The 15,061-nt window shown below is 68.5% G+C and carries 13 protein-coding genes and 1 pseudogene; 11 read left to right on the plus strand and 3 right to left on the minus strand.

Annotated elements, in window-relative coordinates:
• Window positions 1-41: 41 nt before the first annotated feature.
• A complete protein-coding gene (locus ACNJ7K_RS23365) occupies window positions 42-980 on the minus strand; it encodes an aldo/keto reductase (protein WP_159418380.1) in 939 nt (312 codons plus the stop codon).
• Window positions 981-1,191: 211 nt separating this feature from the next.
• Between ACNJ7K_RS23365 and ACNJ7K_RS23370 the strand changes: the two genes are divergently transcribed.
• From ACNJ7K_RS23370 to mshC, 5 genes are all read left to right on the plus strand, one after another.
• Window positions 1,192-2,037: an undecaprenyl-diphosphate phosphatase gene (locus ACNJ7K_RS23370; protein ID WP_487042294.1), complete on the plus strand. Its 846-nt coding sequence runs from the start codon at window positions 1,192-1,194 to the stop codon at window positions 2,035-2,037.
• Between the two features lie 36 nt (window positions 2,038-2,073).
• Window positions 2,074-2,802, plus strand: coding sequence for a histidine phosphatase family protein (locus ACNJ7K_RS23375; RefSeq protein ID WP_487042235.1), 729 nt, complete (start codon window positions 2,074-2,076; stop codon window positions 2,800-2,802).
• A gap of 45 nt (window positions 2,803-2,847) precedes the next feature.
• Window positions 2,848-3,438 carry a DUF3090 domain-containing protein gene (locus tag ACNJ7K_RS23380; RefSeq protein ID WP_120282535.1) on the plus strand — a complete coding sequence of 197 codons (591 nt, stop codon included), beginning with the start codon at window positions 2,848-2,850 and terminating at the stop codon, window positions 3,436-3,438.
• A 4-nt stretch (window positions 3,439-3,442) separates the two neighbouring features.
• The gene (locus ACNJ7K_RS23385; protein ID WP_487042236.1) at window positions 3,443-4,249 is read left to right on the plus strand and encodes an SCO1664 family protein; all 807 of its coding nucleotides are present in this window, start codon (window positions 3,443-3,445) and stop codon (window positions 4,247-4,249) included.
• Between the two features lie 75 nt (window positions 4,250-4,324).
• Window positions 4,325-5,566 (plus strand): cysteine--1-D-myo-inosityl 2-amino-2-deoxy-alpha-D-glucopyranoside ligase, encoded by a 1,242-nt coding sequence (gene mshC, locus ACNJ7K_RS23390; RefSeq protein ID WP_487042237.1) that lies wholly within the window; start codon window positions 4,325-4,327, stop codon window positions 5,564-5,566.
• 56 nt (window positions 5,567-5,622) lie between these two features.
• Here mshC and ACNJ7K_RS23395 read toward each other — a convergent pair whose 3' ends face one another.
• Window positions 5,623-8,841, minus strand: coding sequence for a DEAD/DEAH box helicase (locus ACNJ7K_RS23395; RefSeq protein ID WP_487042238.1), 3,219 nt, complete (start codon window positions 8,839-8,841; stop codon window positions 5,623-5,625).
• Between the two features lie 170 nt (window positions 8,842-9,011).
• Between ACNJ7K_RS23395 and ACNJ7K_RS23400 the strand changes: the two genes are divergently transcribed.
• The 3 genes from ACNJ7K_RS23400 (at window position 9,012) to ACNJ7K_RS23410 (ending at window position 12,918) form a co-directional block, all read left to right on the plus strand.
• On the plus strand, window positions 9,012-10,373 hold the full coding sequence (locus ACNJ7K_RS23400) for a hypothetical protein (RefSeq protein ID WP_487042239.1): 1,362 nt from the start codon (window positions 9,012-9,014) through the stop codon (window positions 10,371-10,373).
• Window positions 10,374-10,456: 83 nt separating this feature from the next.
• Window positions 10,457-11,683, plus strand: a complete 1,227-nt coding sequence (locus tag ACNJ7K_RS23405; RefSeq protein ID WP_487042295.1) for an AAA family ATPase — start codon at window positions 10,457-10,459, stop codon at window positions 11,681-11,683.
• Window positions 11,680-12,918, plus strand: coding sequence for a vWA domain-containing protein (locus ACNJ7K_RS23410; protein ID WP_487042240.1), 1,239 nt, complete (start codon window positions 11,680-11,682; stop codon window positions 12,916-12,918). Before ACNJ7K_RS23405 ends, ACNJ7K_RS23410 begins: the two co-directional genes overlap by 4 nt.
• 73 nt (window positions 12,919-12,991) lie before the next feature.
• Here the strand turns inward: ACNJ7K_RS23410 and ACNJ7K_RS23415 are convergent.
• A pseudogene (locus ACNJ7K_RS23415) lies at window positions 12,992-13,189 on the minus strand (VOC family protein); the annotation flags it as partial.
• Between the two features lie 88 nt (window positions 13,190-13,277).
• Between ACNJ7K_RS23415 and ACNJ7K_RS23420 the strand changes: the two are divergent.
• From ACNJ7K_RS23420 to phnH, 3 genes are read left to right on the plus strand one after another with little or no spacing between them, the layout of a single operon-like run.
• Window positions 13,278-14,042, plus strand: coding sequence for a GntR family transcriptional regulator (locus ACNJ7K_RS23420; RefSeq protein WP_487042241.1), 765 nt, complete (start codon window positions 13,278-13,280; stop codon window positions 14,040-14,042).
• A complete protein-coding gene (locus tag ACNJ7K_RS23425; protein WP_006551975.1) occupies window positions 14,039-14,476 on the plus strand; it encodes a phosphonate C-P lyase system protein PhnG in 438 nt (145 codons plus the stop codon). Before ACNJ7K_RS23420 ends, ACNJ7K_RS23425 begins: the two co-directional genes overlap by 4 nt.
• Window positions 14,473-15,060, plus strand: a complete 588-nt coding sequence (gene phnH, locus ACNJ7K_RS23430; protein WP_487042242.1) for a phosphonate C-P lyase system protein PhnH — start codon at window positions 14,473-14,475, stop codon at window positions 15,058-15,060. The genes ACNJ7K_RS23425 and phnH overlap by 4 nt, the downstream gene beginning before the upstream one ends.
• The last annotated feature ends 1 nt before the right edge of the window (window position 15,061 follow it).

The following is a 15,061-nucleotide window of genomic DNA, read 5'->3' on the forward strand; positions in this document are numbered from 1 at the left end:
ACCTTCCGGAAAAGGGCAGGGTGCGGGCGGTGTCGCCGAGATCACGCGCTCACGTCGTCGAGTGCCGCGGCGATCGCCGGCGGCAACGCCAACTCCTCCGCGACCAGCACTCCGGTCAGCTGCGCGAGATCCCGGGCACCCACGAGCGTCGAGGCCACGTGCGGCCGGTCGCGCACCCACGCCAGTGCGACGGCCAGCGGCGAGGTGCCCAGACCGTCGGCAGCTGTGGCGACCGCGTCGACGACGCGCACCGCGGATTCGGTGAGATAGCGGCGCACCTCCTCGGTGTGCACGTCGTCGGCGCCGCGCGAATCCACCGGCACCCCCGACCGGTACTTACCGGTGAGCACACCGCCGGCGAGCGGCACGGCCGCGAACACACCCACGCCGTGGTGGGCCGCGGCGGGGATCAACTCCTCCTCGACGCCGCGGGCGAGCAGGGAGTACTCGACCTGCGTGCTGATCAGCGGAGCCGGGCGTCGGGCGGCCGCCGCGGCGGTCGCGAGCTGCCAGCCGAGATAGCCGCGCACCCCGACGTAGCGCACGCGCCCGCTGGTGACGGCGAATTCGAGGGCGTCCATCACCTCGTCGACGGGGGTGTGCGGATCCCACGTCGCGACCTGCCACACGTCGAGGTGGTCGGTGCCGAGTTCGCGCAGGGTCGCGTCGAGTTGGTTGAGCAGGCCCGAGCGGGAGCAGTCCACCCGGCCGGAACCGAGTGTGGAGGTGTCGATGCCGGAGCTGCCCGACAGCACCAGCTGGTCGCGGGGCACCACGTCGTCGAGCAGTTCGGCGAGGATCCGTTGCGCGACCCCGTCTCCGTAGGCGGGGGAGGTGTCGACGAGCGTGCCGCCCACATCGACGAAGGCCGACAACTGGGCTGCGGCCTCGTCGCCGTCCGTTCCGCGACCCCACGTCAAGGTGCCCAGGCCGAGCCGTGAAACCCGCAGGCCGCTCGCACCGACTGTCCTGTATTCCATAACCGTCCGCGTTTCCTCCCGACACGACGGGACGTCGCCGCGCTCGGCCACGACCCCGGTACTGCACCCTAATGCGCGACAGGTGCGCGGCAGTGTCCGGCGCGCCGACCGGTCGGGTTCCACGTACTCTTCGGCGAGTGAGAACTGCTCCCTGCATCCGCGACCACCGATCCGTCCCCACCGCAGCCTCCGTGCCGGGAGTCGCCGCATGATCGGCGAATCGATGACCTGGCTGCAGACGATCGTCCTCGGCATCGTGCAGGGCCTCACGGAGTTCCTGCCGATCTCCTCGTCCGGCCACCTGCGGATCGTGTCGGAGATCTTCTTCGGGGAGGACGCGGGCGCGTCCTTCACCGCGGTCACCCAGCTGGGCACCGAGGCCGCGGTGCTGGTGTTCTTCGCCGGCGACATCTGGCGCATCCTGCGCGCGTGGTTCCGCGGCCTGTTCCACAGGGAGCACCGCGCCGACCACGATTACAAGATGGGCTGGTACGTCATCCTCGGCACCATCCCGATCGGCATCCTCGGCGTGCTGTTCAAGGACGACATCCGCACCGTCGCCCGCAATCTGTGGCTCGTCGCCACCATGCTCATCGTGTTCTCGATCGTCATCGCCGCTGCCGAGTACTTCGGCAAGCAGCGGCGCGACGTGAGTCAGCTCACCCTCAAGGACGGCCTGATCATGGGCTCGGCGCAGGCGCTGGCCCTGATCCCCGGCGTGTCCCGCTCCGGCGGCACCATCTCGGCCGGTCTGTTCCTCGGTCTCACCCGCGAGGCCGCCGCCCGGTATTCGTTCCTGCTCGCCATTCCTGCGGTCGTCGCCTCCGGTCTGTTCAGCCTGCCGGACGCCTTCGAACCGGCCGGTGAGGGGCTCAACGCCTCGGGAGCGCAGTTGCTCGTCGCGACCGTGATCGCCTTCGCGGTCGGTTACGCCGCGATCGCATGGCTGCTGCGCTTCGTCGTCAACCACTCGATGTACTGGTTCGTCGGCTACCGCGTGATCCTCGGCGTGATCGTGCTGGGGCTGCTCGCGACCGGCGTGGTCTCCGCCACCTGAGAGGCTGCCGACAGGCGGTACCTCTAGGCTGGGCGCATGACGGTCATCCTGCTGCGGCACGGACGGTCGACGGCGAACACCTCGCACGTGTTGGCCGGTCGTTCCCCCGGTGTCGAACTCGACGAGGTCGGCCACGTCCAGGCGAAGAATCTCGTCACCCGGTTCGCCGGTCTCGAGATCACCGAGATCGTGCGGTCGCCGCTGCTGCGGTGCCGGCAGACGGTGCAGCCGCTGGCGATCGATCGCGGACTCGAACCGGTCGTCGACGAGCGGCTCGCCGAGGTTGACTACGGGCAGTGGACCGGACGCGAACTGAAGGAATTGGTCGAGGAACCGCTGTGGGCGGTCGTGCAGCAGCACGCTTCCGCGGCGGTCTTCCCCGACGGCGAAGGGCTCGCGCAGGTGCAGTCCCGCGCAGTGGCCGCGATCCGCGAACACGACCGGCGCCTGCGCGACGCGCACGGCAAGGACGTCGTGTGGATCGCGTGCAGCCACGGCGACGTCATCAAGTCGATCCTCGCCGACGCGCTCGCGACGCATCTCGACAGCTTCCAGCGGATCGTCGCCGAGCCGGCGTCGATCAGCGTCGTCCGCTACACCGACACCCGGCCGTTCGTGCTGCGCGTGAACGACACCGGTTCGGACCTGTCCGGACTCGCCGGCCCGTCCGAACCGAAGTCCGTGCCCGGCGGCGAAGTGCCCGGCGCGGTCGAGGAACCCGGCGACCCACCGCAGGGGCACCGACAGGAGACGGCACGCGGATAATGGCAGTGTCCGTCATGGCAGAGTGTGGGGACTCGAGGAGGTGTGATGGCCCGCGCGATACACGTGTTTCGAACACCTGATCGGTTCATCGCCGGCACCGTCGGTGAACCGGGCGACCGGGTGTTCTACCTGCAGGCCGTGCACGAGTCCCGTGTGGTGAGCGTGCTTCTGGAGAAGCAGCAGGTGCAGATCCTGGCCGACCGGATGGGACTGTTGCTCGAAGAGGTGCAGCGCCGCTTCGGCACGGTGATCCCCGACGAGCCCGAGGTCGACGTCAGTCCGCTGGTGACACCGATCGAAGCCGAGTTCCGGGTCGGCACCATGGGTCTGGGCTGGGACGCCGACGCCGGCTCGGTGGTGGTGGAACTGCTCGCGGTCACCGACACCGAACTCGACGAATCGGTGGTGCTCGACGACACCGAGGAAGGCCCCGACGCGGTGCGGGTGTTCCTCACCCCGGTGCAGGCCCGCGAATTCGCGGCCCGCTCCGAACTCGTCGTCTCGGCCGGCCGCGCGCCGTGCCCGCTGTGCGGCGAACCGATCGGCGCCGACGGACACATCTGCGTCCGCACCAACGGTTACCTGCGCACTCCCGGATTCGATCCGGCCGCGTGGTTCGGCGAGGAAGAAAGCTGACCGCGTGACGACGCCGGACGTGCGGAGCGTGCTGACCGACGGCGACCTCGACGTCGTCGGGCAGATCGCGCACGCGAGCAACGCGACCCTCGTGTGCGACGCGCAGCTCGGCGACACCGAGGTGCGGTGCGTCTACAAACCCGTCCGCGGGGAGCGGCCGCTGTGGGACTTCCCCGACGGCACCCTCGCCGGACGCGAGGTCGCCTCGTACCTGATCTCCGAGGCACTCGGCTGGGACGTCATCCCGTTCACCGTGCTGCGCGACGGCCCGTACGGTCCCGGCATGGTGCAGCGCTGGATCGACACGGTCGACACCGCGCAGGGCGGAACGGAACGCCTGGATCTGGTGGACCTGTGTCCGGCCGGTGCGGTCGCGCAGGGGTGGCTGCCGATCCTGCGTGCCCGCGATCTGGACGGCGCCGAGGTGGTGCTCGTCCACGCCGACGATCCGCGCCTGCAGCGCATGGCGGTGCTCGACGTCGTCCTCAACAACGCCGACCGCAAGGGCGGCCACGTCCTCGAAGGTCGCGACGGGCACGTCTACGGCGTCGATCACGGCATCTGCCTGCACCAGGACGACAAGCTGCGCACCGTGCTGTGGGGGTGGAGCGGCGACCCGGTCGATCCGGTCCTCCTCGCCGACCTCGACAAGCTGCTACGCCGGTTCGACGGCGGCTTCGCCGAGGAGCTGTGCGAGCACGTCACCGCCACCGAGGTGCGTGCCCTGCAGCGCAGGATCACCCGCTTGCTCGAACATCCCGTGATGCCGCATCCGCGCGGCGACCGGCGCATTCCCTGGCCCGCCTTCTGACGTCCCAGCCGTTCGCCTACCGCACGCCCGGGTGCCCGCGCGGAGCACTCCCGCGACTCCATTAGGCTCGTAGTCATGCAATCTTGGTCCGACGTCGCGATCCCGTCCGTCCCCGGTCAGGGGCCTCCGTTGCGGTTGTTCGACACCGCGGACCGAGCGGTGCGTCCGGTCACCCCGGGCGACACCGCGACGATGTACGTGTGCGGCATCACCCCCTACGACGCCACGCACCTCGGCCACGCCGCCACCTACCTGACCTTCGATCTGGTCAACCGCATCTGGCGCGACGCCGGCCACGACGTCCACTACGTGCAGAACGTCACCGACGTCGACGACCCGCTGTTCGAACGCGCCGAGCGCGACGGTGAGGACTGGGTCGTTCTCGGCATGCGCGAGACCGCCCTGTTCCGCGAGGACATGGAAGCCCTGCGCGTGCTGCCGCCGCGCGACTACATCGGTGCCGTCGAATCGGTGAACGAGGTCGTCGAACTCGTCGAGAAGCTCGTCGCCTCCGGTGCCGCCTACATCGTCGAGGACGCCGAGTACCCCGATGTCTACTTCCGGACCGACGCCACCGAGCAGTTCGGCTACGAATCCGGCTACGACCACGACACGATGATGCGGTTCTTCGCCGAGCGCGGCGGCGACCCGGAGCGCCCCGGCAAGCGCGACCCGCTCGACGCGCTGCTGTGGCGCGCGCAGCGTCCCGGCGAACCGGCCTGGCCGTCGCCCTTCGGTGACGGACGCCCCGGCTGGCACATCGAGTGCGCGGCCATCGCCCTCAACCGCATCGGCTCCGGCTTCGATGTGCAGGGCGGCGGCAGCGACCTGATCTTCCCGCACCACGAGTACTCCGCCGCGCACGCCGAAGCCGTCACCGGCGACCGGCGCTTCGCGCGGCACTACGTGCACACCGGCATGATCGGCCTCGACGGCGAGAAGATGTCGAAGTCGCGCGGCAATCTGGTGTTCGTCTCCAAGATGCGCGGCGAGGGCGTCGACCCGGCCGCCATCCGTCTCGGTCTGCTGTCGGGCCACTACCGCGTCGACCGTCCGTGGACGGCCGAGGTACTCGAGCAGGCGCAAGCGCGTCTGGCGCTGTGGCGGCAGGCGGCCGCGCTGTCGTCGGCGGCGTCGGCCGAGGACGTGGTCGCGCGCCTGCGTCAGCACCTCGCCGACGACCTCGACACCCCGAAGGCCCTCGACGCCCTGGACGGGTGGGCGAGCTTCGCTGTCGAGCGCGGCGGCGACGATGCTGCGGCACCGGGCCTGTTCGCCGACGCGGTCGACGCGCTGCTGGGCGTGCCGCTGCGCTGACGCGCCCGTGCGTGGTTGCCGGTAACAGGTGTTTACCGGCATCCCGCACGAGGCGGTCACGCCAAGAGCGCGCGGATGTCGTCGGCGGTCAGGGCCGACGAGAACATGTCTCCGTCGTCGACGACGGACGAGAACAGTTCGGCCTTGCGCACTTGCAGCGCCCGCACCTTCGCTTCGATGGTGTCGCGGGCAATCAGCCGGTACACCATGACGTTGCGGGTCTGCCCGATGCGGTGGGTACGGTCGACTGCCTGCGCTTCGGTCGCGGGGTTCCACCACGGGTCGAGCAGGAAACAATAGTCCGCTTCCACCAGATTCAGGCCGAACCCTCCGGCCTTGAGGCTGATGAGGAACACCGGCGCCACCCCGGACTTGAAGTCCTCGAGCACTTTTCCGCGTTCTCGGGTTCTGCCGTCCAGGTACAGGTAGTCGATTCCGGCAGCATCGAGCCGTGTCCGGACCCGGTCGAGGAACCCGGTGAACTGGCTGAATACCAAGGCCCGGTGCCCGCCTGCGATCACGTCGTCGAGCTGTTCGAGCAACGCATCGATCTTCGCGGAGCCGACTGTGCCGTGCGCGGCGTCGACCAGCGTCGGATCGAGACTCATTTGCCGCAGCAAGGTCAGCGACCGCAGGATCGTGAAGCGGTTGCTGTCGAGGTCGTCGACGAGCCCGAGAATCTTCTGCCTCTCCCGCTGCAACTGCCGGTCGTAGAGGGCACGGTGTTTCGGTGAGAGCTCCACCTCGAGCACCTGCTCCTGCTTCTCCGGCAGGTCGGTGGCGACCTGTTCCTTCGTGCGACGCAACATCAGCGGCTTGATGCGCTGCCGTAGCTGCACCAGCAACTCGGGATTGCTGCCGCTCTCGATGGGCTTGCGGTAGTAGTCCTGAAACTTCGTCGGATGGGGGAACAGGCCGGGCGCGGTGATCGACAGCAGCGACCACAACTCCATCAGATTGTTCTCCATCGGAGTTCCGGTGATCGCGACCTTCAGTGACGCCTCGATCTGCCGCACGCACTGATACGCCTTCGCCCGGTGGTTCTTGACGAACTGGGCTTCGTCGAGCAGCAACATCGACCAATCCCGTTCGAGATAATCGTCGATGTCCAAGCGCAGCAACGTGTAGGACGTGACGACGACGTCGATGCCGTCGATCAGTTCGCCCAGCGACGCACCGCGTTTGCCCGACGTCTCGGTGATCGCGACGACATTCAGATCCGGCGCGAACCTCCGTGCCTCGGTAGCCCAGTTCGGAACCACCGAGGTCGGCGCGACGATGAGTACCGGGGCATCCGCGGGTCGCTTCGCGCGCGCGTGGCAGATCAGTGCAAGCGATTGCAGGGTCTTGCCGAGGCCCATGTCGTCGGCGAGGATTCCGCCGAGCCCGTGCGTCCACAAGAACGTCAACCACCGGAATCCGTCGAGCTGGTACGGCCGCAGCGTCGCCTGTAATGCCTTCGGCACCCGGGTCTTTGCTGTGGCCTTCACGTCGAGAAGTCCTTGTACCTGTTTCTTCCAGGCCGCGGCCTGCTTGTCGACGACACCGAGCGCTGCCAATTCCTCCCAGATTCCGGCCTGGAATCGGCTCAGCTGCAACCGATCCGGATCGTCGTCTTCGTGCAGCGCGCGGGCTTCGTCGACGAGCCGGCGCAGTTGCTGCAGTTCGGGCTTGTCCAGCGGCAGGTAGGCCCCGTCGGGCAGCATCAGATACGCCGCCCCGTCGCTGAGTGCGGTGAACACCTCGCGGAACGGGATGGTCGTGCCGTCGAGTTCGATGGTGATGTCCAGATCGAACCAGTCGGAGTCGGCGGTGGCCTTGGTGGACAGTCCGATGCGCAGGCTGTCGCCGACGTCTCGGTAGTCGGCGGGGGTGCCCTCGACGCGCACCTGCACGTCGTCACGGCCGGTCAGCAGGGGCAGCAGTTCGGATACCAGTCGTGCGGTGTCGAGGTCGGTGATGGCGACGCGGGGGACCAGCCGCCGGTCGACGGAGTTGTCCAAGCCGAACGGGGCGACCATCGGCCGGATCTCGGTGAGCAGCGCGTCCTCGGCGTCGCGGTCGCGGACGGTGTCGCCGAGATGTTCGTACAACTCGACCGTATATTCGCCGTCGCCGACGGTGTAGACGAACTGCCAGTGCAAATCGGCGCGATGCTGAGGGCGGAACGCGACGTGCAGTAGCAGCGCCGGCCCCGTCACGGTCGGTGCCGTGAACGAGCCGTCGATGGAGGTGACGGTCGCTGCTCGGTGCAGACGCGGGTAGTAGGTGGTCGCGAACCGCGGCACCTGATCTGCCGGCACGGTGAGCGCACCGCCGCTCTGCAGCAGTTGCTGCATGCCGGCGGCAACGGGGTTGCGGAGTTGCGCGAGACGGAACGGTAGATCTGCCGGCGCGCCGCCGTCGTGATCCCCGGACGGGAGGTAGACGACGCCGTGGGCGGGGGCGCCGATGAACGCGACCGCGGCCCCGGTCGAATCGTCGCTGATGTGCAGGGCTGGGGTGACGGTCAGGCCGTCACCCACATCTGCGACGTCGACGTGCACCTCTGCGGCGCCCGGCGGCGGCACCGCGCCGTGCTTCTTCTTCGCGTAGCGCAGCTCGATCCCGAGGCGGCGGGCATCGTCGAGCAGCGACCACAGTCGCGGCGACACCGCGGACAGGTCGAGGGTGGTCGAGGCGGAACTGTAGTAACTTCGTGTCGATGCGTGTACCAGCGCCGCGAATTCGAGCAACAGTTGCTGGTGTTGTTTGTTCACGTCGTAGGTGTAGGCCAGATTCTGCCATGAGATGTTGCCGGACACCCACCCGGTGCGTCCGGGACGCAGCACCCGTGCGGACAGCACCGGAGTGGGAGCGTGTGCTCGCTGTGTCAACGCCAGTTGCAGCGCGAGCGGCGTTCCGCTACCGGTCACGTGATCCTCGAACATCGCTTCGAACGGCTCCTCCCAGGAGGGGGCAGCCGGGGTCGTATCCTCCTGCGGGACAAGCAACGTGAGCAGAAGCGCTACGGTGTGCTTGCAGTCGTAGCCCACCGGGCACGAACATTCTCCGTACTCGAACTCGAGGCCTCGTGGCCCGGGGTGGAGGCGAACGACCGCCTGGTACATCCGCGTGCCGGCGATCTGTCCGAAACCGACGAGATTGTCCTCGTCGAATCCGCAGTCGACGACCGCGCCCGATTCGGCGTAGCGCCTCCCTCGTTCGAACGTAGGACGACCCACCGCGGTGACCAGCGACTGGATGAGGTGGTCGAATGCTGGATCTCCGGACATGAATGGGCAGTCTATGCGCCCACATCCCGCGCGAGGGCAGGGACTCGCACCCGTCGCCATGCCGTCCGGACCGGGCGCTGGCCGCAAGCGCCGCGACACGCTACGATTGCGTCGATGACAACCTTCTCTGATCAAAGATTGGGGGCCCAGTTCGCTCACGGTGAGTGCTGATGCACCCTCCGACCGCGAACGGGATCGACCCCCGACTGTTCTTCTGGCTGCGTGTGCGCGAGTTCGCCGTGCCGCCGTCCATGATCGAGTCCGCAACCGACCGGCGTCTTGCGGGTGATTGGCGTGGCGCTTGTGCCGCAGCGGGGTTCGATGTCGACATCGATCTGTCCGTGTCGGCCCGCACCCACGGCGCCGACATCGCCGCGCAGGTCTCGGACGACCTCCACCACCTGGCGCCCGACCTGCTGCGCTGGCACCTGCCACGTGTGGCCCCGGATGGACTGCTGCGCCCCGCGCTGACCGTCACACTGGCCGGATACGGTGACATCGTTCCTGGAAATCGATGTCGCGGAACGGGTTCCGTTCATCTGGTTGTCCGCACTGCTCCTGCCTGGGCGGATGCCGGGCAGCGCGTCGTATTGACCCTGTGGGACGGCTCGAATACCGGGAACCATCCGCACCCGCGTCCCAATGCACGATTTCGGCTCGACCTCCACCGGCACCTGTGGGACGCGCGCAGGTCCGGAGAACTGCGATTACGCAGTGGTACAGGACAACCGGCGGACAGAACGACGCTCGACCCCGCCCTGGCCGCGATGATCCCGAGTGGTTGCGCCGTCGACCGCTGGGCGGCCGAATCCGGCATTCTGCTCCGCGCGGCCGGGCAGTGCGACGGTCCCGTACGGGTGCGATCCGGGAGTCGGTTCGACGTCGTGATCGAAGGGCGCGGCGACGATCCCGCGGCGCTTCGACTCGTGGACCACTATTCTCGCGGCCGGCTCGCCGCGCTGCCCGTGCTGCCGGACGCGGCGACTCTGGTACTGCCCGACCTGGAGTTGATCCGGTCGGGAGCAATCACCGCCGACCGACTGCACCCGCTCGTCGCCGCCGCTCTGGATCCGGACCGACCACCGCCGACAACACTCCGGATGCCGAGCCGGGAGAAGCGGATTCACCTGGTCGACTGCCGTGGCGAACGGCACCGGCTCGGGCTCGTCGACGGTGCGCTGACCGCCCTCGATCACGACCCCGCCGAGATCCGGCGCGAGGAACTGCTCGCCGCCCTGGGTGGCATCCCGCTGCCGTGCCTTCAGGCCATCGATCACGCCCATCGCCGTCCGGATTGTCTGCCGGGCGTTCGTGAACGCCTGGACCATGGAGACGCCGCCGGGGCGCTGGCAGTCGTCGAAGGACTGCTCGGTCCCGCTGCCGTCCTCCGTGAAGGACCCCTGCTGGACGAACTCCGTGCGTCGGTCGACCGACGCGACGCATACGACCGCTTCCGTACTGCACCCGTCGAAGCGCCCCCGGCAGCGCGACCTCGACGTTCCCGACGGTCACCCCGGACCCGATTCCGCTGAACCCGTCTCGATCCCGAAAAACAGTGTCCCGCAGGGCAGCCGGTCGGGCTGCATCCTGCTGTTCCTCCACGACCTCACAGGTGATGCACATGTCTTCCACGCCTCTTCCCGGTAGTTCATCGAACAACGAACTCGACAGTGCCGCAACTCTGTTGGACATGCTGGGGGCGGTCACCACCGAGCCTCGCCCCGACAGTCGACTCGAAGCGCTCACCTTGGCCGTAACCGCGGACCTACCGGTGCTGCTGTGGGGTGAACCGGGAATCGGTAAGACCGCCGCCTTGACGCAGCTCGCCGAGGCCGTGGACCTACCGCTGACCACTGTCATCGCAAGCGTGCACGAGCCGTCGGACTTCTCGGGTCTGCCCGTTCTCGGGGACGACCCGGCAACACACGGTGTCCCGATGGCTCCACCGGACTGGGCCGTCCGGCTCGTGCAGGCGGGGAAGGGACTGCTCTTCCTGGACGAACTGTCCACGGCACCGCCCGCCGTGCAGGCAGCCCTGCTCCGCCTCGTCCTCGAAAGACGGATCGGGGCCTTGCAACTCCCGCCAGAGGTCCGCATCGTAGCCGCCGCCAATCCACCGTCCTCGGCCGCAGAAGGCTGGGAGCTGAGCCCACCTCTGGCCAACCGATTCGTGCACCTGCACTGGACCTACGACCACGACGTGGTCGTGCGAGGCCTCGGCGGGACGTGGCCTCGGGCGACGCTGCCGCACCTCGACCGGGAGAAGTTCCCTGCCGCGGTGACCTTCGCCCGGCGCGCGGTCTGTGAGCTGCTCAGCGCCCGACCCGCTCTCGTTCACCAGCTGCCCACCAGCCAGACCCGTCGCGGCAGTGCCTGGCCGTCGCCACGAAGCTGGGACATGGCCGTACGGCTGATCGCTTTTGCGACCGCGGCCGCGTCGTCGAAGGACGTGCTGTCGCTGTTGGTCCGGGGAAGTGTCGGTGACGGGCCCGGCTTCGAACTGCTGGCCGCTATCGACCGTATGGATCTCCCGGATCCCGAGACGCTGCTCGCCGATCCGGAGGCTGCCGAGCTTCCCGAGCGCGGGGATCTGCGCCAGGCAGTGCTCGATGCGGTGGTCGCCGCTGTCCGCCGACGGCCGGAGAAATCCCGCTGGAACGCGGCGTGGACACTCCTGGGCATCGCGGTGCACTCCGGGCCGCCCGACCTCGTGGTGGTCCCGGCGACCACGCTGGCGGCCCTGCGCCGGGACGGCTGGGAGTTGCCGGCCTCGATCGACGAACTCGCCGGTGTCGTCGCGGTCGCTCGATCAGCGGACGCCGCCGCGCAGGCCGGTCGATGACGACGTCACCGGCATTCGACGCGAACAAGGTCTACGCCGCCCGGTTGTATGCCGTTCGCGCCCGGCCGTATCTCGCGACCGCCTTGTACGCGCTGCACATCGTCGAGTCCACCCGGGTGCCGACCATCGGTGTGGACCGGTACTGGCGCTGCTACGTCTCACCGGCTTTCGTCGCGCAGCGGCCGGTGGCGGAATTGGCCTCGCTCCTCGTCCACGCGGTGTCGCATCTGTTGCGCGATCATCACGGCCGCAGCGAACGCTACGCCCGCGCACACGGAGCGGGCTCGCGCGCCGATCGGCTGCGGATGAACATCGCCGCCGACGCGGAGATCGACGATGACGCGTTCGGGGACGGATTACCGATACCCGACGATGCCGTTCTGCCGTCGACCCTGCAGCTGCCGGCAGGCCGGCTCATGGAGGACTATCTGCAGCAGTTGGGTCTCGGTCCGTGCACCGACAGGCTGGCCTGGCTCGACTGCGGTAGTGGCGCCGACGGACTGGTTCGGGCATGGGAACTGGGTCCGGAGGGGGCGAACGCGCTCAGCGATCAGCAACAGGAGGCCGTCCGTTTCCGCGTCGCGAACAGCATCATCGGGCATCCGGGCAGCGCACCTCGAGGTTGGCGTCGGTGGGCGGAGGAGGCGCTGCACCCGCCGCAGCCCTGGCGAAGCCTGCTGGGCGCGGCGATCCGCTCCGCCACGGCATCGTCCGGCGCCGGGGACGACTACACCTATCGTCGACCGGCGCGCCGCTCGGCAGCCGTGCCCAGGGCGGTACTACCGAGCCTGCGGCGGACCCCGCCCCGGGTCGGCGTCATCGTCGACACGTCGGGCTCGGTTTCCGATGCCGACCTGGGCAGCGCGCTGCTCGAGGTGGCCGCCATCGTGCGGGCCGTAGGTGGGCGACGCGACCTCGTCACGGTGCTGTCCTGCGACGCAGCGGCGCGGATCGTGCACCCGCTGTGCACGGCCGAGGACATTCCACTGTTCGGGGGCGGTGGCACGGATCTGCGCGCCGGGTTCACCCGGGTGCTGCGCAGTACACCCCGGCCCGACGTGGTGGTCGTCCTCACCGACGGGCAGACTCCCTGGCCCAACAGCCGTCCGAGGTGCCGAACGGTGGTCGGCCTGTTCCCCCGGTTCGCTTCCCCGAGCGAAGCGAACCCCGCCTTCGTTCCGGACCGGCCACCGGAATGGGCGCAGGTGGTGGAGATCGGCACCTCGCGCACCTGAGGGGCATCGCCACGCACGCGCGCGGATGCTCCACCGACCGGGTGGTCGATCAGCTCGGTGGTGCGAAGAACTCGAACGCGATGTGGTCGAGCCCCGTGTTCCGCTCGTCGAAGGACGCCTGCGGCGGCGAATCGGAATGGGTGCGCAATCCGAACGGTGTGCCACCGTCGAGCGTGAAGACCGCATGATGGACGGCGCCCGGTTCGTCGTCTTCGTCGAGCGCGGGTGAGGTGTCGAAGAGGCGGGAGTACCACGCGGTACTGGCGGCCATACAACTACCCGAGTCGTTCAGCTTTGTTTCCCTTCTGCTTATCTGAAGGGAAGTTGTCTGTACAACTCCGTCGGCGACAGTCGTCGACGTGACAGAACGTAGCGGTTACCACGACATCGCGTGTGTGCTCGCCGACGAGATCTCCGAGCTCGAAACCGGTACGAAACTCGCCAGCGAACACGAGTTGATGCACCGGTTCGGAGTCGGCCGGGCATCCGCCCGCGCCGCCGTGCAGGAACTCGAACGTCGCGGACTGGTCCGGCGCGTCCGAGGGTCGGGCACCTTCGTCAACCGGCCCATCGACTACCTCATCTCGCACGAACAGCGACCGTCGTGGCACCGCACGGTCGAGGCCGCAGGTGCAACGCCCCGGTCGACGGTGCTGTCCTCCGACGTCCGGCCGGCCTCGGCACGCGAAGCCGCGTACCTGGGGGTCGCGCCCGGAACCGAGGTGCACCATATGCGTCGCCTGCGGTTCGTCGACGGCAACGTCGCGGCGATCGGCGACGAATGGGTCACCCGTGAAGCGCTCACGGAACTCGGCTCCGCTCTGCGAGTCGAAGAGTCTCTCGACGAATTGCTCCGTCAGATGGGAAGAGTCGACGTCGTGCGGTCGTGGTGCCGCATCGGAACGGAAGTGCCGGCACCGGAGATCGCCGACGCACTCGAAATGAACTTCGTGACGCCCGTGTGGACGGTCGAATCGATCAATCGGGACGCCGACACCGGTGTCGCCGTCACCTACAGCATGTCGTGGATGCGCGCCGACATGATCCGCGTGGTCATGGAAATAGGCGACCGCTCCGTATCGAACCCACTCGAATCTCAGAGGAGAACAGGGACATTCGTATGATTACAGCCGACTACACGCGTGAGCGGCTCGCCGAACTGCTCGCGGCGGCACCCGAACCCGACCTCGTCGCGGCCGCCGACGCGTGTCTGTCCGACGGCGCCGACCTCACCGTCCTGACCGCTCCCGAAGTGGGATGCGTTGCGGTACAGGTACGCGAACCCATCGCCCACGACCGCTTCTATCTCGGCAACGTCCTGGCCTGCCACGCCGAGGTGCGCGTGGCCGGAACCCGCGGCTGGGCTCTGCGTATGGGTGACGACCGCGCGGCCGTGCTCGCCGCCGCGGTGTGCGACGCCGAGGTCGCCGCCGATCGTCCGCACGCCCATGTCGTCCGCGATCTGTGTGCCCGTGTCGAGCAGGACCTCGACCGCGCCGATCAGGAGGAATGGGCCCGGATCGCCCCCACCATCGTGCAATTCGAGGAGCTCACGTGACCATCGCAGACCCGATCGTCGGTATCGGACTCGACCCCGCCACCGCCGGACGCATCTACCGCGACGTCCTCGCCGCGTACACGCGCCCCGGCCTCGAGCAGATGCTGCCCTCGACCGATTTCCCGGCGGCGCTGCTGCCGGCGCTCGCCCTCGCCGATCTCGATACCGGCGTCGAGGTCCTCGAATCCGACGGCCGCCACTGGCTCGAGGTGCTCACCGTCGCCACTGGTGCTCCCGCGACATCGGCCGACCGTGCCCGCTACCTCACGGTGCTGCGAGCTCCCACCGCCGACGATCTGCTCACCGCGACCCGCGGCAGCGCCCTGTCACCCGAATCGGCCGCGACCGTCGTGGTCGAGGTGACCTCGCTGCGCGGCGGTACCCCGGTCGAACTGACCGGACCGGGAGTCGAGGAAGCCGAACGTGTTTCGCCGTCCGGATTCGACGAGCAGCTGTGGCGGGCCCGCAACGAGGCCACCGCGGATTTTCCCGCAGGTATCGACCTGCTGATCGTCGCCGAAGACGGTGCGATGGTCGGCATTCCCCGCACGACACGCGTCGTTCCGATCGCAGAGGAGAACTGAC

It is taken from the genome of Rhodococcus shunpengi (genome assembly GCF_048381395.1).
Classification (GTDB): Bacteria; Actinomycetota; Actinomycetes; order Mycobacteriales; family Mycobacteriaceae; genus Rhodococcus.

Bases quoted from the DNA above. Each gene is read 5' to 3' on its own strand.
- ACNJ7K_RS23365 (WP_159418380.1), bottom strand. From the start codon at position 980: ATGGAATACAGGACAGTCGGTGCGAGCGGCCTGCGGGTTTCACGGCTC.
- ACNJ7K_RS23375 (WP_487042235.1), top strand. From the start codon at position 2,074: ATGACGGTCATCCTGCTGCGGCACGGACGGTCGACGGCGAACACCTCG.
- ACNJ7K_RS23380 (WP_120282535.1), top strand. From the start codon at position 2,848: ATGGCCCGCGCGATACACGTGTTTCGAACACCTGATCGGTTCATCGCC.
- mshC (WP_487042237.1), top strand. From the start codon at position 4,325: ATGCAATCTTGGTCCGACGTCGCGATCCCGTCCGTCCCCGGTCAGGGG.
- ACNJ7K_RS23395 (WP_487042238.1), bottom strand. From the start codon at position 8,841: ATGTCCGGAGATCCAGCATTCGACCACCTCATCCAGTCGCTGGTCACC.
- ACNJ7K_RS23400 (WP_487042239.1), top strand. From the start codon at position 9,012: ATGCACCCTCCGACCGCGAACGGGATCGACCCCCGACTGTTCTTCTGG.
- ACNJ7K_RS23405 (WP_487042295.1), top strand. From the start codon at position 10,457: ATGCACATGTCTTCCACGCCTCTTCCCGGTAGTTCATCGAACAACGAA.
- ACNJ7K_RS23410 (WP_487042240.1), top strand. From the start codon at position 11,680: ATGACGACGTCACCGGCATTCGACGCGAACAAGGTCTACGCCGCCCGG.
- ACNJ7K_RS23425 (WP_006551975.1), top strand. From the start codon at position 14,039: ATGATTACAGCCGACTACACGCGTGAGCGGCTCGCCGAACTGCTCGCG.